Consider the following 16677-nt stretch of genomic DNA (forward strand, 5'->3'; position numbering starts at 1 on the left):
CTTTCATGACATCCGGAAGCTAGGAAAGGACGCCGTCCAGAAGCCGGACCCTCCGGTCCGCGATCCGGTGCACCTCGTCGTCGTGCGTCGCCACGATGACCGCGGCACCCTCTTCGGCGCAGCGCCGCAACAGCCGCAGCACCCGCGGCGTGCTCCCCGCGTCCAGATGCGCCGTCGGCTCGTCGGTGAGCAGGACCCGGGGCCGCCCGCTGACCGCCCTGGCGAGCGCGACGCGCTGCTGCTGCCCGAAGGAGACTTCCAGCGGGTAGCGGTCGCCGAGGTCGCCGATCCCGAGTTCCTCCAGCAGTTCCGAAACCCGCGTGTGGATGTCCTTCGCGCTGGGCTTGGGGATGTCGGACCGGAGCCGCAGCGGCAACGCCACGTTCTCCGCGATCGTCAGCTCGTTCGCCAGGCCGAGCGCCTGCGGCAGGACGGCGCAGGTGTGCCATGGCGGCGCGCCCGCTATCGGGACGCCGTCCAGCAGGACACTGCCGGAATCGGGCGAGTCGAAGCCGCACAGCAGGGCCAGCAACGCGCTCTTGCCGGAGCCGGAACGGCCGGACACGGTGACCAGCTCACCCGCGGCCACCCGCAGTTCGAGCCCGCGCAGGACTTCGACGTCCCCGCTGGGATGGGGGAACCGGCGGCGCAACCCGACGGCCTCGAGGGCGGGTTCCGCCATCACGGCACGACCTCCCGTTCTTCGACCTTTTCCAGTCTGCCCTTGTGCATCCGCGCCACCCGGCTGCCGAGTTCGATGAGCCGGTCGTCGTGCGAGGCGACGATGACGGCGAAATCCTGACCCGCCAGGTACTTCAGGGTGTCGAGCACGCGGTCGGCCGAGGCTTCGTCCAATTGGGACGTCGGCTCGTCGGCGAGTACGACGGTCGAGCGGCGAGCGAGCGTGCAGCCGAAGGCGAGACGCTGCTGCTGCCCGCCCGACAGCGCGGAGATCCGCCAGCTGCCGGTCCCGCCGAGCCCCAGCTGATCGAGGATGTCGTCGGGCAGGCATTCGGTTCCGGCCGATTCCGCCGCCGCGCGGAGATTGTCGGCGACGCTCAGATATCCGAGCAGGTTGTCGGTCGGGTTCTGGAACACCAGGCCGAGGTGGTGCCGCCGCAGCGCCCTCCGGTCGCGATGCCGGAGCTTTCCGGTTTCGGTGCCCTGGAAAGAGATCGTGCCCCGCACGGGCTGCTCGAACAGGCCGAGCGTCCGCAGCAGGGTCGACTTCCCGGAGCCGGACGGCCCCGCCAGCACGGTGATGCCGCGCGCCGGGATGTCGATGGTGACGTCGTCGACGCCGGTCACGGTGCCCGCCGGCGTCTGGTAGTCGACGCCGATGCCGCGGAGCCGGAAGATCGGTTTCTCAGGCACGGATCAACTCCGCGGTCCGGGCGGTGCGCACCGAGCGCATCGCGATCCAGCCCGCCAGCGCCACGACGAGCACACCGACGGCGAGCACTGTCAGGGCGAGCGGGGTCGGGTCGGGCAGCGCCGATTGCGGCGGCAGGAACGTCGCCGGGTCGAAGCGCGGCACCGAAAGTCCCGCGACCGACACACCGCAGACGACGCCGATCACCACGGCGAGCCCGCTGAGCGCGCCCAGCTCCATCAGATGACTCGCCAGCAGTGCGCGAGGCCGCATCCCCATCCGCAGCACCAAGGCCCCGGCCAGCGCGTTCTGGCGACGGCGGACTTCGACCGCCACCAGGAGCGACAGCACCGCCACCACACCGAGCACGGCACCCAGCAGGGCCATGAACGAGAACGTCCACGACACCACGTAGAACGGGAGCGCGTCGAGCGCGGACTCGCGGGTGACCCGGTTGACCGCGGTCATCACCCCCACGGAGGCCAGCGCCTCGGTCACCTGCGTCATCGACGAGCTGGACAGCAGGCTCCACTTGGGCACGGAGCGCAGCTGCGCCTCGCTGAGCGAATCCCGGGAGACCACGTACCCGGCCTTGGTGCCGATGATCGGGAACATCGGCAGTTCGCCGACCGCTCTGGCTTCTCCGAGACCGGCAGGCAGTGTGGCCTTCTGGGCGGGGTCGTTCCCGATCCGGATCGCGGGGACACCGGCGCCCGGGCTCGACAGGCCGCCCAGCAGCCGGTCGACCTCCGCTCCGTCGAGCGGGCCGAACGTGGCTGCCTGCCGGAACGTCCGCGGATCCACGACCAGCACGACGTTGCCCGCACCGGTCAGTTCGCCGACGATCGCGGTGCTGCCGGTGATCGAGCCGGGCAGCGCGACCTTGCCGGTGCCGACGACGCTTTCGGTGTCGACCCTGGTCTCGGCCCCGACGAAGATGGCGGACTTCGTCTGCAGCGCCTCCTCCTGGCCTCGGGCGATGCCGATCCCCGTGGCCAGCGTCCCGATGGCCAGCGTGCCGATCACGAGCACGCCGGTGACCGGGGCACGGGCGCTGGCGAGCCGCCGGATGGCCAGTTGCAGCGCGGGCCGGGACCACAGATGCGCGCGATGCGACGCGTGCAGGGCGAGCCAGGCCAGCCGCGCGGCGACGATCCCGACGGTGAGCACGACGAACACCGGATAGGTGAGCGCGAGCGGGTCGACCTGGGGGAGCGGGTTGCCGATCCGCGATCCCTTGCTGTAGTCGACGAGCCGGTTCCAGCCGAGCAGGGCGATAGCGGCGGTGAGCAGCTCCCACGGGAAGAAGGCCAGGAGCTTCACCTTCTTGCGCCGCCCGGAGCGGACCCGGCCGAGTTCGAATTCCCGATGGGTGCGGACGGAGATCACGCCGGCGAGCAGCGTGAGCGAAACGAGCAGGATCGCGGCCGCGACGAGCGACCCCCACAGTGTCGCCCCGTCGTTCAGCTCACCCGGTGGTCCGTACACGCCGAGCAACAGCCGGGCCAGGACCGCGCCCGCCGCGCCGCCCGCCACGATCGGGAGCCCGAGCTCGGCCACCGCGAGCAGTCCGAGCGCTCCCGGGCCGCTGCCGCGGGCCGACAGCAACCTCAGCTGCGGATGCCGCCGCTGGTACCACTGCAGGGCGACCGTGCCGATCCCGGCGCAGCCGACCAGGATGCTGATGGCCGCGAGCGGCAGGATCGAGATCAGGACGTTCGATTCCGCCTGGTTGCTGATCTCCACGGAGCGCTCGAACGGCAGCGACCCGGTGATCGCGTCACCGAGGCCGCGCGAACCCAGATCCGCCTTGACCGCGGCGATGAGCGCTTTCCCACGTTCCTGGAGATCCTCGGCCTCACCCACGGTCTTGGGCGGGGCGTCGTAGAACGACATGTGGAGCGTCTTGATCGTCGGGATGCCCAGCGCGCGGACCGTGTCGTCGAAGGTCTTGCCGTCGTTGGCGAACATGACCGAGTCGAGCGGGTCGTTGGCGAGCCTGCTGACGACGGCGTTCCGCTGTTGCGAGCACCACCAGCGCGGCGCGGGATCGGGAAGGTCGCGGTACAGCCCCGTCACCGGCGGTATCGGGGTGCCCTTGATGCTCGGGGTGGCGCCGGGCTTGATGTTCTCCGCCCCGGCCACGACGGTGCCGAGCAGGAATCCAGCGCCCGTCGATCGGCCCGCCACATCGAGATGGCCTTGAAGCGCCTGATCCCGATGAGCGAGGACGACCTTGTAGTTGGGGTCGCCGTTGAATTCGGTGCCGAAGAGGTACGGCGTGTAGCGGGAGGTGACCGGCGCGGGGAAACCGTGCGCCGGCGCGTTCCGGCGGACCGAATCGATCACCTGCGGAGCGACCGCGGCGGGGACGTTGTCCTTGCTGAACACGGGCCCGTAGTAGTCCGGGCACACGATGTCGGACTGATACGTGACCGCCGCGCCGCCCGCGGCCGAGGCCTGCAGGACCGCTGCCGTGCCGAGGAAACAGGCCAGCAACGCGGTCACCGCGGCGATGATCAAAGTCAGGGGACTGGTCAGTGCCGCCCTCGGAGCCGCTCGCCACGGCATTGTCACCCTGGGCCCGCCGGGAGCCCCCCACCTCACCCGCATGGATACGCACGCTACCGGTCGAGGCGCCCGGGCGACAGAAAGAAATCACCGTTTGTTGCTGACGTGAAGTAAGGGATGGTCCATTGTGGTGATACGGGTGCATGCCTACTGACTGTCCGTCACCAGCTGATCGATCGGTGTGGCCTCACCCGCCTCGCACTCCGCCGAGAATGCGGTTTCTCCGAGCGCCGCGACGACGACGCCGGTGATCCGGTCGACGTCACCGCGTTCGGCCTTCGGCAGGGGAGCGCCCACCGAACGCCGGGAAGCCGCCGCCGCACCCAACAGCCGCGCGGCCAGGCGATACGCGCCGGCCGCCGCTTCCGCGCCGGCGAGACCTTCGAGGCCGAGCGCGATCGCACGGGGATCTTCACTGTGGCGCGCGATCGCGAGGCCATCGAGCTGGAGCCGTTTCGCCGTCACCGCGTCTCCGCGCTGTTCGGCGATGAACCCGAGCTCGGCGAGGACGAGGGTGCTGCCCGCTTCCGACTCCACGCGGCGATGCCAGTCCAGTATGGACAGCAGACGCTGCTCGGCCTCGTCGAACAGTCCCTGGCGTCGCGCGCCGAGCGCGAGCCCGGTTTCGGCGTAGACCTCAGCGGGTTTGAAGCCGTGTTCGACGGCCAGCGTCCTTGCCCGCTCATGGAACTCCCTCCCCTCGTCGAAGTCGCCCATGAGCAGCGCCGTCCGGCCCAGCCACGACAGTTTGTAGGCGACTTCCGGCCACAGCTCGAGTTCCTCCGCGCGGCGGAGGCTTTCCTGGTGGACGCGAAGGGCGTGCTCGTAATCCCCGGCGATCGAGGCCAGCATGCCGAGGACGAACGACGCCTGCAGCCAACCCCAGCGTTCGCCGAGTCCGTCGAAGATCGCGGCGCTCTGCGCGGCGACCCGGCCTCCTCCGGTGAGGTCGCCGCCGGAGATCAGATGGGACGCCCGGTCGCTCAGCGCCGCCGCGGCACTCCAGTCGTCGCCGATGTCGCGGGCGGTTTCCAACGCGTCGAGAGTGAGCTTCTCCGCCCGGCACAGGTCGCCGACCGTCGACCACGCGTAGCCGAGGAACCACGACATCCGCGCCCGGACACCGGGATCGGCGATGCCCCGCACGGTCTCGTCCACGGCGGCGTCCGTGCCGGTGCCGTCGAGCACGGCGATCCCGGTGCGCCAGCCGAGAGCCTGGGCGTACTCGTCCCCGGCGTCGATCTCCATACCGAGCACGAGGTCCAGCGATCGCCGGGCCTCGGTGAGCCGGCCGCGCAGGAACCAGAACCAGGTCGTCGCGTTGACCAGCCGCGCCGCCAGCCGTTGTTCTCCTTGCCTCGACAACGTTTCCAGTGCTCGCCGGGTGTTGGCACCCTCGGCGTCCAGCCTGTCGAGCCACCGGCGCTGCTCCCGGCCGCGCAACCCGACGTCACCACGTTCGGCCAGCTCGATGTGGAAACGGGCGTGCCGCAAGTACAGATCGTCGAGTTCGCCCGCTCGCTCGGCATGCTCCAGGGCGTACGCCGAAACGGACTCCAAGAGCCGGAACCGCGGCTCCCCGGACCTGCCCGGCCTGCTGACCACCAACGACCTGTCGACGAGACGGGACAGCAGATCCAGGACGTCCCCGGCGGCGATCTCACCGCCCGCACAGACCGACTCGGCCGCGTCGAGCCCGCACCCCTCGGCGTGGACGGCGAGCCTGCGCAGCACGATCTGCTCGGGCTCGCTCAGGAGGCTCCAGCTCCAGTCGATCATCGCGCGAAGGGTCTGCTGACGGCGCGGCCCGCCTCGTCTGCCCGAGGACAGCAGGCCGAACCGGTCGTCCAGGCGGGCGAGGAGCTCGTGCACGCCGAGCGTCCGGACGCGGGTGGCGGCGAGTTCGAGGGCCAGCGGGATTCCGTCGAGGGTGCGGCAGATCCGGGCGACCACCGCCGCGTTCTCCGCGTCCAGCGCGAATCCCGGCGCCGCCGCCTCGGCGCGGGCCGCGAACAGCCGGACCGCGCTCGATTCCCGCACGGCGGCGAAATCCGGGTGCTCGGGCAGTTCGAGTGGCGGCACCGCCCAGACGTTCTCCCCGGGCAGCCCGAGCGGTTCCTGGCTGGTGGCGAGCACCCGCAGCCGAGGCACCGCCGCGAGCAACCGCTCCACCATTGCCGCGACCGGCTCGACGACCTGCTCGCAGTTGTCCAGGACGAGCAGGATCTCCTTGTCCCGTAAGGCGGCGGCCATCGACTGGGTCAGCGTTCCGGTGGACGTCGCCTCCTCACGAAGGTCCAGCACTGCCGCGACGACCACGGCGACGAGATCCTCCGGCGGGCACGTCGGGCACTCGACGACGTCCAAGCCCGCCAGCTCGACGAGCCAGGTGCCGTCGGCCATCGTGAGCCGCGACGCGGCCTCGATGGCGAGCCTGGTCTTGCCCACACCGCCAGGGCCGGTGAGGGTGACCAGCCGCGCGTCGGTGACGAGCGCCCCGACCTCCTTGACCGCGGTCGTGCGGCCGATCAGCTCGGTCAGCGCCTCCGGGAGGTTTCCGCGCACCGGCTCGGCGGCGCGAGCGGTCTCGAGCTCCGGGCTGCGGGTGAGGATCGCCTGGTGCAGCGCCGCGAGGTCCGGGCCCGGTTCGAGGCCGGACTCGTCACGCAGGCGGGCCCGCAGCTCGGCATACGTTTCGAGCGCCTCGCTGTGCCGCCCGGCCGCGTACAACGCGCGCATCAGCAGACCGCGCATCCGCTCTCGCAGCGGATTCCGCGAGACCAGACCGGCCAGTTCCCCGGTGAGGACGCCGTGTTCGCCGAGCGCCAGCCGGGCTTCGGCACGGTCTTCCTCGGCGAGCAGCCTTTCCTCTTCCAACCGCTGAGCGGCGGCGACGGCGAAGGGCTCGTCCTCGAAGCCTGCATAGGCGGGCCCTCGCCACAGCGCGAGCGCGTCGGCCAGCAGGGCCGCACGAGCGCGCGGGTCGACCGCCTCGCGGGCGCGGGCGGTGAGCGCGCGGAACCGATGGACGTCCAGCTCGCCGGACTCGACGGCGAGAACGTAGCCGGCCGGTTGGTGCGTCACGAGCTTCCTGGCGCCCGGCTCGGCCCGGTCCAAGGCGCGACGCAACTGGGAGACCTTGGTCTGCAGGGTGTTGCCAGGATTGCCCGGCGGGTGCTCGCCCCAGAGATCGTCGGTCAACGACGACACCGACGCCGCCCTGCCCTCGCGCGACAGCAGCGCGGCGAGCAGGAGGCGGACCTTCGCCTCGGGCACGACGACGGGCTCGCCCGCGGTCGTCCACGCGGCGAGCGGCCCCAGCACTCCGAATCGCACGAAACCGACGTTAGCGCGGACCACCGACAAGACCGTGCGTGAACCCGCAGCGATCCGTGCGCGGGCCGCGTCACGGTGGTCCCATGAGCGAACACGGAAAGACCCCGGTGACCGTGCTGGGGCTGGGCGCGATGGGAACCGCGCTCGTAGAAGCACTACTGGCGGCAGGCCATCCGGTCACCGCCTGGAACCGGACCGCGAGCCGGGCCGAGGCGGTGGCGGCGAAGGGAGCTTCGGTCGCTTCGACCATCTCGGAGGCTCTCGCGGCGAACACGATCGTGATCGCCTGCCTGCTCGACTACGACTCGGTGCACGAGGTCCTGGACCCGGTGGCGGCGGAGCTCGAGGGACGGCAGCTGATCAACCTGACCAACGGCACCCCCGGCCAGGCCCGCGAAATGAGCGCTTGGGCGGAGGGACTGGGCGCGGCCTACCTGGACGGCGGGATCATGGCCGTCCCGCCGATGATCGGCACGCCGGCGGCGTTCGTCTTCTACAGCGGATCGGGCACCGTCTTCGGCCACGCCCGCACCGCGCTCGACACCTTCGGCGGCGTCAACTACCTCGGCGCCGATCCCGGACTGGCGCCGCTGCACGACATCGCGCTGCTCAGCGGGATGTACGGGTACTTCATCGGCGTCATCCAGGCGTACGCGCTGGTCGGCTCGGCCGGAGTCAAGGCGCGGGAATTCGCGCCGCTGCTGCGCGGCTGGCTGGACGCGATGGGCGGCTTCCTGGAGCGCTCGGCCGAACAGATCGACGACGGCGACTACGTGACCGACGTCGTGTCGAACATCGGGATGCAGGCAGCCGCCTACCCGAACCTCGCGCAGGCGGCGAAAGACCAGGGCATCAGCGCCGAGTTGCTCACGCCGCTCCAGTCGCTGATGGACGAGCGGGTCGCCGGCGGACACGGCGCCGAAGACCTGATCGGCGTCATCGAACTCCTCAAGAAGTAAGGGAAGAACAATGATCACACTGATCGGGCTCGGCCCGATGGGACAGGCCATGGTCCGGGTGCTCCTGGAGAACGGCCACGGAGTGACCGTCTGGAACCGCACCGCCGCCCGCGCGGACGGCGTCGTCGCCGCCGGTGCCGTGCGTGCCGAGACTCCGGCGGACGCGGTGTCGGCGTCGGAGCTGGTGCTGTTGAGCCTCACCGACTACGCCGCGATGTACGACATCCTCGGGAAGGCCGAGGAGGCGTTGGCGGGCAAGGTGATCGTCAACCTCAGCTCGGACACCCCGGAGAAGACCCGCCAAGCCGCCGAATGGGTCGAGGCCCGCGGGGCACGGTTCGTCGCAGGCGGAGTGATGGTGCCCGCCGAACTGGTGGGCAAGGACGAGGCGTATGTCTTCTACAGCGGCCCCACCGACGCGTTCGAGAAGCACCGCGACACCCTGGCGCTGATCGGGCGGCCGGATTACCTCGGCGAGGACGTGCGGCTGGCACAGCTGTTCTACCAGGCGCAGCTGGACGTCTTCCTGACCTCGCTTTCGGTGTTCATGCACGCGAGCGCGCTGGTGCGCTCGGCCGGGGTGCCGGTGGAGAAGTTCGTCCCGTACGCCAAGGACAACTTCAGGACGATGGATTTCTACCTGGACGCCGCGGCCGAGCAGATCGAGAAGGGCGAGCACCCCGGCGACGAAGCCAACGTCACGATGATGGGCGCGACGGCCGACCACATCGTCGAGGCGAGCCGGGACGCGGGGATCGACCTGGTCCTGCCGGAGGCGATCAAGTCGCACTACGACCGGGCGATCGCCGCGGGTCACGGACGTAGCTCGTGGACCAGCCTGTTCGAGATCATCAAGGCGGACGTCAAGTAGGCGCTGTCTTGGGTACCTGCTGCTTGTGGGCCGTTGGCCGCAGGTCCGTGAAGGCCTCCTTCCCTACCTTCAGGGTAGGCAAGGAGGCCTTCACGAACTTCAAGCGAGCAAGGGCGGCGGTGACGTGGTGGGGCGCGTCTCGTGACGATTCTATTGAGGAGTAAGCGGGTGGCACACGCCTGGGTTGTGCCTTTAAGTCCGATTTCATGGCGAGTCGTGAGTGGTAAAGAGGGTTAGAACGACAATTGCCACTCACGACCCCTGGGCAGCACTGTGCGAAGTGTGTCCTTTTCGGACAGTCCCCTCAAGAATCGTCCTTACCACTCACCACGCCCAGCACCTCCAGAAAGGCCTTCGCCGCCGGAGTGACGGTGAAGCGGTTCCAGACCAGGTGCTCGATCCGCGCGGGCGCGTCCCGCACCGGCACGGTGACGACGTCGGTCAGGTTCGGCACGTACTTCGACGGCAGCAGCGCCACCCCCAGTCCTTGATGGATGAGCCGCGCCATGAAGTCGGCTGCGGTCACCTCGAACGCCACCTCCCGCGTCACCCCGGCCGCGGCGAACGCCTGATCCGTCTGTGCCCGCCCCGCCGATCCCGACGGGAAGTCCACGAACACTTCGGACGAAAGCCGCTTCAAGTCCACTTCGGACTCCGCGGCGAGCGGATGTCCTGGAGCCACCACGGCGATCAGGTCGTCGCGCCCCAGTTCGCAGGTGGCCACGCCGTCCGGCCGATCGGTCACCGGGAGGCCGAGGAACGCCACTTCGATCGCGCCGTCCTTGATCTGCTCGACCAGTTGCCCGCTCGCCCCGACCCGCAGCCCGATCCGGACATGCGGGTACCGGCTGCGGAAGGTCTGCAGGGCGGCCGGGACGTCGACCGCCGCGACGGTCGGGATCACCCCGACGGTGAGCCGTCCGCGGATCTCGCCGACGGCCGCCGCGACCTCCGAACCGGCCCGTTCGGCGGCTTCGAGGCATTGCCGGGCGGCGGGCAGGAACGCCTCGCCCGCGGCGGTGAGTCGCACTCGGCGGCTCGTGCGTTCGAACAGCTTCGCGCCGAGTTCGCGTTCCAGCCGGGCGATCTGGTGACTCAGCGCCGACTGCACGACGAGACACCGTTGCGCGGCCCGAGTGAAGCTGTTCGTCTCCGCCACGGCCACGACGTACCGCATCTGCTGAAGCTCCATGGACCCATCTTGAATCACGATGGATCAAGTGACAAACATGTGTTGGACTCATTGATCCGCAAGGCCGAAGCTGAGAAGCGTGAAAACGCTGACGACCACACCGCTCGCCGCCGGTCTCGCCGGTACCGCGCTGACCGCCTTCGCCCCCATGGTCTGGGGGACGACCTATGTGGTCACCACCGAACTCCTCCCGCCGGGGCACCCGCTGTTCGCCGGGCTCATGCGCGCCCTGCCCGCCGGACTCATCGCACTCGCCATCACCCGCACCCTCCCGCGCGGCACCTGGTGGTTGAAGGCCGCCGCGCTCGGTGTCCTCAACATCGGGATGTTCTTCCCCCTGCTGTTCGTCGCCGCCGAGCGGCTGCCCGGCGGAGTCGCCGCCACACTCGGCGCCGCCCAGCCGCTGCTCGTCGCGATCCTCGCCGTGGCCGTACTTCAGCAGAGCCCGTCCGCGTGGCGGTTCGCCTGGGGGATCGTCGGGATCGTGGGTGTCGGGCTGGTGGTTCTCGTGCCGGCCGCGGGCTTCGACGTCCTCGGCGTGATCGCCGGCCTCGGCGGCGCCGCGACGATGGCACTCGGCGTCACGCTCACCAAACGCTGGGGACGCCCCGCGGACGTCGGGCCGACCGCCTTCGCCTCGTGGCAGCTCACCGCGGGCGGATTGTTCCTGGTGCCGGTGACCTTCCTGTTCGAAGGAGCCCCGCCCGCCATCGACCTGAACGCGGCTCTCGGCTACCTCTGGCTCGGCCTGATCGGCGGCTTGCTCGCCTACGTCCTGTGGTTCCGCGGTATCACGTCGCTGCCGGTCACCTCGGTCGCCGTTCTCGGCCTGCTCTCGCCGATGGTCGCCGCGCTGCTCGGCGCCGCGCTCCTCGGTCAGTCGCTCGGCCCGGTCCAGCTCGCCGGGTTCGCGCTCGCCCTGGCCTCGATCGTCGCGGGCCAGATCACTCCGAAGGGTGCCGTCCGATGAAGATCGCCGTCGTCGGAGCCTCGGGGATGGCGGGTTCCCGCGTCGTCGCCGAAGCCGCTTCCCGTGGACACCACGTCACCGCCGTTTTCCGCAGTACCCCGCCGAAATCACCGCATCCGGGCGTCGAGGTCGTGCGCGGTGACGCCACCGACGTCGATCGGATGAGCGCCGTCTTCGCGGGAGTCGACGCCGTCGTGGGCGCGACGAGACCTCAGCCTGGCGCGGAAGACACCGTCGCCGCCACGGTCACGGCCCTGCTCGACGCGGCGGCCGGCACCCGTGTCCTGGTCGTCGGCGGCGCGGGGCCGCTGCGTTCGCCTTCGGGCGGGTTGGTGATCGACGATCCGGCGTTCGTCCCTGCGGCGTGGCGGACCATCGCCTCGGCCAGCACGACGCAGCTCCAAGCCTGCGAAGCGCACACAGGCGACTGGGTCTATCTCAGTCCGCCCGCGCTCCTTGAGCCCGGCGTCCGGACCGGGACCTACCGCCGAGGGACGACGACCATCCTCGCCGCGCCGGACGGATCGTCCCGGATCTCGGCGGAGGATCTCGCCGTCGCCATCGTCGACGAACTCGAGAATCCGGCGCGGGACCGGCATTTCACCGTCGGCTACTGAAGTCGGGCGGATCGCCGGGGGAGGGCGTTTCCGGACTCCGCTCGGCCTCGATCTGGATCTCGATGTTCGTCTTGTGCGCGATCGGATCCCAGATCTCCTCGATCGGCGCGAGCAAGGACTGGCTGACACCGCAACGCCGGGCACGCACGGCGTACCACGCGAATCCGGCCAGGAAGAGGGGAAGGCTCAGAAACGCCGCCACCGGTGCCAGGAAGTCCATGCGGACGACGGTACAGTAACGTCGCGTTTCCAGAAACACTCCGTTACTGAATGCGAGACGATGACCAGGCTGACGCGAGCCGAGCAGCAGCGCCGCACCCACGAACACCTGCTGGCAGCCGGACGCCAGGTCTTCCTGCGGCGCGGCTTCCTCGCGGCCACGGTCGAGGAGATCGCGGCCGACGCCGGGTACACGCGCGGCGCCGTCTACAAGCACTTCGGCGGCAAGGAAGGGCTGTGGCTGGCGATCATCGAAGCCGACGCGGACGGCCATCTGCGGGGACTGCGCGAAGCGCTGGCTCAGGCCACTTCGCGCGACGAGGTGATCGCGGCGCTGAACCCCGTCGACGTCGCGGACAAGGACGCGGCGAAGTGGAGCGCGGCGGCCGCGGAGGTGCTCGCGGCGACGGCGCAGCAACCGGAAACCGCCGCACTGGTCGCGGCGATCCAGCGACGGCACGACGACGAAGTGGTCGCCCTGCTCGCCGAGCACACCCGTCGCCTGCGTCTCGAACCTGCCCTGCCGCTGGATCAGGCCGTCGTCATGCTCGGTGCCCTGGGCATCGGCCTCGCGCTGCGTCAGACGGTCGCGCCCGCCGCGGATCCCGCCGCCATCCTCACCCACGCGCTGGACACGCTTTTCCCGCCCTACACTCGGGAACCGTGATCGATTCCTTCACCACCGCCGACCTCGTCGACGAACACGGCGACCGGCTGCGCGTCTGCGACACCCAGTTCCGGCAGTTCGGCGGGCACCGGGCCTTCTCCGGCCCGATCCGCACCGTCTCCTGCCACGAGGACAACGGCCTGGTCAAGAAACTCCTGGCCACCCCGGGTGACGGCGCCGTCCTGGTGGTCGACGGCGGCGGTTCCCTGCACAGCGCGCTCACCGGCGACATGATCGCGAAGTCCGCCGTCGACAACGGCTGGGCCGGCATCGTCGTCAACGGCGCGGTACGCGACAGCGCCGAGCTCGCCGGGCTCCCGCTCGGGGTGAAGGCGCTCGGCACCAACCCGCGCAAGAGCTCCAAGGCGGGCGTCGGCGCTGTCGACGTCCCGGTCGGCTTCGGGGGAGTGACCTTCACTCCCGGCGACACGCTCTACTCCGACGACGACGGCGTCGTGATCCTTCCCGCCGCCTGACCCCGCTCAGACGACGATGACCCGGCGGCCGCGGGTGTGCCCGGCGTGGCTGTCGGCATGTGCCGCCGCGGCATCGGCGAGCGAATAGGACTTCTCGACCGGGATGTGCAGCTTCCCCCGCGAGATGAGGTCGACGGCCTCGGCCAGCGCGTCCGGCACGCTCCCGGCCACACCGGAGAAGCGGACGCCGAATTCGGGCGCGCCGAGATCGGCGATCGAGAGGACCCTGCCCGGATCCCCGGCCAGCTCGACCAGCTCCGCGAGCACGCCTGACCCGGCCAGATCGAGGGCGGCGTCGACCCGGCCCAGCCGCCGCACCCGGTCCACCCAACCTTCGCCATAGGTCGTGGCGAGCGCGCCCAGATCCCGTAGATAGTCCTGGTTCCCGGCGCCCGCCGTGCCGATCACGGTGATGCCGCGTTCACGCGCGATCTGCAGTACCGCCGAGCCGACTCCGCCGGACGCGCCGCTGACCAGCAGTGTCTCGCCGGCTCGCACATCGGCTTCGCGGATGAGCCGTAGCGCGGTCTCGACGACGGACGGATATCCGGCCGCCTCCTCGAAGGTGAGCCCGTCGGGCATTACCGCCCAGGCCGACAGGACGGCGAACTCGGCATAGGTGCTCGAACCCTCGCCGAACACGGAGTCGCCGACCGCGACCCCGTCGACGCCTTCGCCCACCTCGTCCACCACGCCGGCGGCGTCGAGGCCCACGCCGGACGGCAGCACGGTCGGGTGTGCGCCGAGGACCTGCCCTTCGCGGATTCTCCAGTCGACGGGGTTCACTCCGGCCGCTCGTACGGCGATGCGCACCTGGCCGGGGCCTGCGTGCGGTTCTTCGGCGTCGACGAGCTGCAGGACTTCAGGTCCACCGAACTCGGTGAAGATCACTTGCTTCATGCGACCGACCGTAGCACTAACGGTTAGTGTTTTGGAACGGTTGTTGTTTTGTATCTGGTAGCTTCACCGCATGACAGCGCCGACCGGACGTCGCGAGCGGAAGAAGGCCGCGACCCGTCAGAAGATCGCCGAGACCGCCTTGCGGCTTTTCCTGGAGCGCGGATACGACGCGGTCGGCATCCGCGAGGTGGCCGCGGAGGCCGACGTCGCCGTCACGACCCTCTTCTCCCATTTCGCCTCGAAAGAGGCTTTGGTGTTCGAGCAGGACGCGAACTTCGAGCAAGGCCTCACGCGGGCGGTCACCGAACGGCAGGCTGGAGAGCCGCTCATCCCCGCACTGTGCCGTGAGGTTCACGCGATGGTGCGGCATTGCACCGCGGAGGGCGCCGCCCCGATCTGGCGGATGATCGACGGATCGCCCGCGCTGCGGGAGTACGAGGACGCGATGAGGCTGCGCCACGCGGAGTCGCTGGCGGCGGCCATCGCGGCCGATTCGGAGTCGGCGCGGTCCGCGACCGCCTGCCGGACCATCGCGAGGTTCGTGCTCGACGCCTACTCGATCGGCAGGGAAGCGGCCGATCCGGAGGCCGCGGTGGACGAGATCTTCCGGATGATCGAAGCGGCCTGGGAGGTCACCGGAGCATGCTGACCCAGGTCGCGAACGGTGTGCTGGTCCACCAGAGTGCGCTGCTCCGCAACAACACGATCGTCGTCGACGGCGAGGAAGGCGTGCTGCTCGTCGATCCCGGGATCACCGAAGACGAGATGGCCTGCCTCGCGAACGACCTGGCCCGGTCCGGACGGAGCGTGGTGGCGGGTTTCGCGACCCACCCCGATTGGGATCACGCGCTCTGGCACGCCGCGTTCGGCGACGCGCCCCGCTACGGAACGGACCGCTGCGCCGCCTATCTGCGCGATCTTCGGTCGAAAGAGGATTGGAAGGCCGACTTCGCCGAAGGGCTGCCACCGGAGATCGCCGGTGAGGTGCCGTTCGAGCTGTTCGGCCTCGTCATCGCTCTGCCCGTCGGAAGCACGCGGATTCCCTGGAACGGCCCGGAACTGCGGATCGTCGAGCATCCGGCCCACGCTCCCGGCCATGCCGCGCTGGTGGTCGAGGAGCACGGGGTTCTCGTCGCCGGCGACATGCTCTCCGACGTCCTGGTGCCGATGTTCGACGACACCGCCGATCCGCTCGGGGACTACCTGGCCGGGCTCCGGCTGCTCGAAGAGGTGGCCGACGACGTCGAGGCCGTCGTGCCCGGCCACGGGGCCGTCGGCGGTCCCGGCCAGACGCGCGCACGGATCGACCTGGACCGGGCGTATGTCCACGCCGTGCGCGACGGCCGTACTCCCGACGACCCGCGGATCGGCTCGTCGGCCGAACCGGGATGGGAGTGGGTGAGCGATCTGCACGCCGGGCAGGTACAGCGTCTCACTCAGTCTTTCGGCATGAGACAGAGTTCGCGTGACTGCCCCGAAGTGAAGTCGTAGACGACGGGGTTGCCGTACTCGTAGCCGGGCACGGCGTTGCAATCCGAGCCGGACCCGCTCGAAAGCTGTGCGATCACCGTGTAGTTGGCCGAATCGTCCGAACAGTGCACCCGCACGGCGCTGGAGCTGAACGCGCCGTTGGAGCCGGCGTCTTCGTCGGCCGACAGGCAGTCCCCGGCCTGTGCGGAAAACGGGTCGGGGTCGACCTCGGGGGCGCTGCCGCCGGTGACGAGCGCGACGGTCACGGCGATCGCTCCGCCGGTGACGACGAGCGCCGCGGCGGCGATCCCGGCGATCAGCCCGGTGTTCGGCGTCTTCTTCGGCGGTGCGACGGGGTACTGCTGCCAGATTGGCGACTGCTGCTGAGGGTAGGTCACGTCCTCAGGATCGTCCGCGTCGATGAAATTCCGATGACACGGCTCATTTGCGGGCGACGAGCCGTTCCACCAGGCCGAGTTTGAACCGCTCCCGCTGTTCGACGGCCAGGCCGAGATCGCCGATCTTGTCGAACGGCCGCCGGAGGAAGTGCTCGCCGGCCATCGGCACGGTGATCTTCTCGGCGATCCATCGCAGACCGCGGACCGCGCGGGACGAACTCACGATGTGGTCGAGCAGGATGAGCCTGCCACCGGGCCGGAGCACCCGGGCCATCTCCCGCAACGCCCTGCCGTCGTCGGGGATGGCGCAGAGCCCGAGCGTGCAGACCACGGTGTCGAACGAATCGGCTTCGAAAGGCAGGTCGTGCGCGTCGGCGCGCCGTAGCGTCACCGGATGGCCGAGGCGTTCGGCGCGGCCGCGGGCGATGGCGAGCATCCCGTCGCTGAGATCGATGCCGGTGAGCGTGACCCCGTCGGGATAGAGCGGCAGGTTCAGGCCGGTCCCGACGGCGACCTCGAGGACGTCGCCGGTGGCCTGTCCGCAGGCCCACGCCCGCGAATCACCGAAGAGCTTCCGGTCCATGAACTGCATTTCCCGGTCGTAGTTGCGGGATTTGCCGTCCCAGTACCGGTTCCACCGTGCGGGCGGGGTCATGGCG

At 70.1% G+C, this 16677-nt stretch carries 17 protein-coding genes; 8 read left to right on the top strand and 9 right to left on the bottom strand.

What is annotated here, in order from left to right:
• Positions 1-19 precede the first annotated feature (19 nt).
• The 4 genes from DMC64_RS14200 to DMC64_RS14215 form a co-directional block, all read right to left on the bottom strand.
• Entirely contained in the window at positions 20-682 is a 663-nt protein-coding gene (locus DMC64_RS14200) for an ABC transporter ATP-binding protein (protein ID WP_037338216.1), read from the bottom strand.
• Positions 682-1374 (bottom strand): ABC transporter ATP-binding protein, encoded by a 693-nt coding sequence (locus DMC64_RS14205; protein ID WP_037338214.1) that lies wholly within the window; start codon positions 1372-1374, stop codon positions 682-684. The genes DMC64_RS14200 and DMC64_RS14205 overlap by 1 nt, the downstream gene beginning before the upstream one ends.
• Positions 1367-3943, bottom strand: coding sequence for an FtsX-like permease family protein (locus tag DMC64_RS14210; protein ID WP_125733877.1), 2577 nt, complete (start codon positions 3941-3943; stop codon positions 1367-1369). The genes DMC64_RS14205 and DMC64_RS14210 overlap by 8 nt, the downstream gene beginning before the upstream one ends.
• A gap of 147 nt (positions 3944-4090) precedes the next feature.
• Positions 4091-7279 carry a BTAD domain-containing putative transcriptional regulator gene (locus DMC64_RS14215; RefSeq protein ID WP_125733878.1) on the bottom strand — a complete coding sequence of 1063 codons (3189 nt, stop codon included), beginning with the start codon at positions 7277-7279 and terminating at the stop codon, positions 4091-4093.
• 83 nt (positions 7280-7362) lie between these two features.
• Between DMC64_RS14215 and DMC64_RS14220 the strand changes: the two genes are divergently transcribed.
• Together DMC64_RS14220 and DMC64_RS14225 are read left to right on the top strand one after the other, a co-directional pair.
• A complete protein-coding gene (locus tag DMC64_RS14220) occupies positions 7363-8238 on the top strand; it encodes an NAD(P)-dependent oxidoreductase (RefSeq protein WP_037338208.1) in 876 nt (291 codons plus the stop codon).
• 10 nt (positions 8239-8248) lie between these two features.
• Positions 8249-9109 (top strand): NAD(P)-dependent oxidoreductase, encoded by an 861-nt coding sequence (locus DMC64_RS14225; RefSeq protein WP_125733879.1) that lies wholly within the window; start codon positions 8249-8251, stop codon positions 9107-9109.
• Positions 9110-9413: 304 nt separating this feature from the next.
• Here the strand turns inward: DMC64_RS14225 and DMC64_RS14230 are convergent, their stop codons facing one another.
• Positions 9414-10301, bottom strand: a complete 888-nt coding sequence (locus DMC64_RS14230; protein WP_073843278.1) for a LysR family transcriptional regulator — start codon at positions 10299-10301, stop codon at positions 9414-9416.
• Positions 10302-10380: 79 nt separating this feature from the next.
• Here DMC64_RS14230 and DMC64_RS14235 point away from each other — a divergent pair, with 79 nt between their 5' ends.
• Both DMC64_RS14235 and DMC64_RS14240 read left to right on the top strand, forming a co-directional pair.
• Positions 10381-11271: an EamA family transporter gene (locus tag DMC64_RS14235; protein WP_125733880.1), complete on the top strand. Its 891-nt coding sequence runs from the start codon at positions 10381-10383 to the stop codon at positions 11269-11271.
• On the top strand, positions 11268-11888 hold the full coding sequence (locus tag DMC64_RS14240; RefSeq protein ID WP_125733881.1) for an NAD(P)-dependent oxidoreductase: 621 nt from the start codon (positions 11268-11270) through the stop codon (positions 11886-11888). Before DMC64_RS14235 ends, DMC64_RS14240 begins: the two co-directional genes overlap by 4 nt.
• On the opposite strand, the gene DMC64_RS14245 is transcribed toward DMC64_RS14240, so the two are convergent.
• Positions 11872-12108: a hypothetical protein gene (locus tag DMC64_RS14245; protein WP_037338197.1), complete on the bottom strand. Its 237-nt coding sequence runs from the start codon at positions 12106-12108 to the stop codon at positions 11872-11874. The genes DMC64_RS14240 and DMC64_RS14245 overlap by 17 nt on opposite strands.
• A gap of 60 nt (positions 12109-12168) precedes the next feature.
• On the opposite strand from DMC64_RS14245, the gene DMC64_RS14250 reads away from it, so the two are divergent.
• Together DMC64_RS14250 and rraA are read left to right on the top strand one after the other, a co-directional pair.
• Positions 12169-12774, top strand: coding sequence for a TetR/AcrR family transcriptional regulator (locus DMC64_RS14250; RefSeq protein ID WP_125733882.1), 606 nt, complete (start codon positions 12169-12171; stop codon positions 12772-12774).
• Positions 12771-13250 carry a ribonuclease E activity regulator RraA gene (rraA, locus tag DMC64_RS14255; RefSeq protein ID WP_125733883.1) on the top strand — a complete coding sequence of 160 codons (480 nt, stop codon included), beginning with the start codon at positions 12771-12773 and terminating at the stop codon, positions 13248-13250. The genes DMC64_RS14250 and rraA overlap by 4 nt, the downstream gene beginning before the upstream one ends.
• 6 nt (positions 13251-13256) lie before the next feature.
• Here rraA and DMC64_RS14260 read toward each other — a convergent pair whose 3' ends face one another.
• Positions 13257-14150 (bottom strand): NADP-dependent oxidoreductase, encoded by an 894-nt coding sequence (locus DMC64_RS14260; protein WP_125733884.1) that lies wholly within the window; start codon positions 14148-14150, stop codon positions 13257-13259.
• 70 nt (positions 14151-14220) lie between these two features.
• Between DMC64_RS14260 and DMC64_RS14265 the strand changes: the two genes are divergently transcribed.
• Positions 14221-14799 carry a TetR/AcrR family transcriptional regulator gene (locus tag DMC64_RS14265; protein WP_125733885.1) on the top strand — a complete coding sequence of 193 codons (579 nt, stop codon included), beginning with the start codon at positions 14221-14223 and terminating at the stop codon, positions 14797-14799.
• Positions 14793-15641, top strand: coding sequence for an MBL fold metallo-hydrolase (locus DMC64_RS14270; RefSeq protein ID WP_125733886.1), 849 nt, complete (start codon positions 14793-14795; stop codon positions 15639-15641). The genes DMC64_RS14265 and DMC64_RS14270 overlap by 7 nt, the downstream gene beginning before the upstream one ends.
• On the opposite strand, the gene DMC64_RS14275 is transcribed toward DMC64_RS14270, so the two are convergent.
• Together DMC64_RS14275 and DMC64_RS14280 are read right to left on the bottom strand one after the other, a co-directional pair.
• Entirely contained in the window at positions 15587-16018 is a 432-nt protein-coding gene (locus tag DMC64_RS14275) for a hypothetical protein (RefSeq protein WP_125733887.1), read from the bottom strand. The two genes, DMC64_RS14270 and DMC64_RS14275, sit on opposite strands and share 55 nt — an antisense overlap.
• Before the next feature lie 43 nt (positions 16019-16061).
• Positions 16062-16673: a class I SAM-dependent methyltransferase gene (locus tag DMC64_RS14280; RefSeq protein ID WP_125733888.1), complete on the bottom strand. Its 612-nt coding sequence runs from the start codon at positions 16671-16673 to the stop codon at positions 16062-16064.
• Positions 16674-16677 lie beyond the last annotated feature (4 nt).

Origin of the sequence: Amycolatopsis sp. WAC 04197 (assembly GCF_003947475.1) — a bacterium.
In the GTDB taxonomy this organism is placed as follows: domain Bacteria; phylum Actinomycetota; class Actinomycetes; order Mycobacteriales; family Pseudonocardiaceae; genus Amycolatopsis; species Amycolatopsis japonica.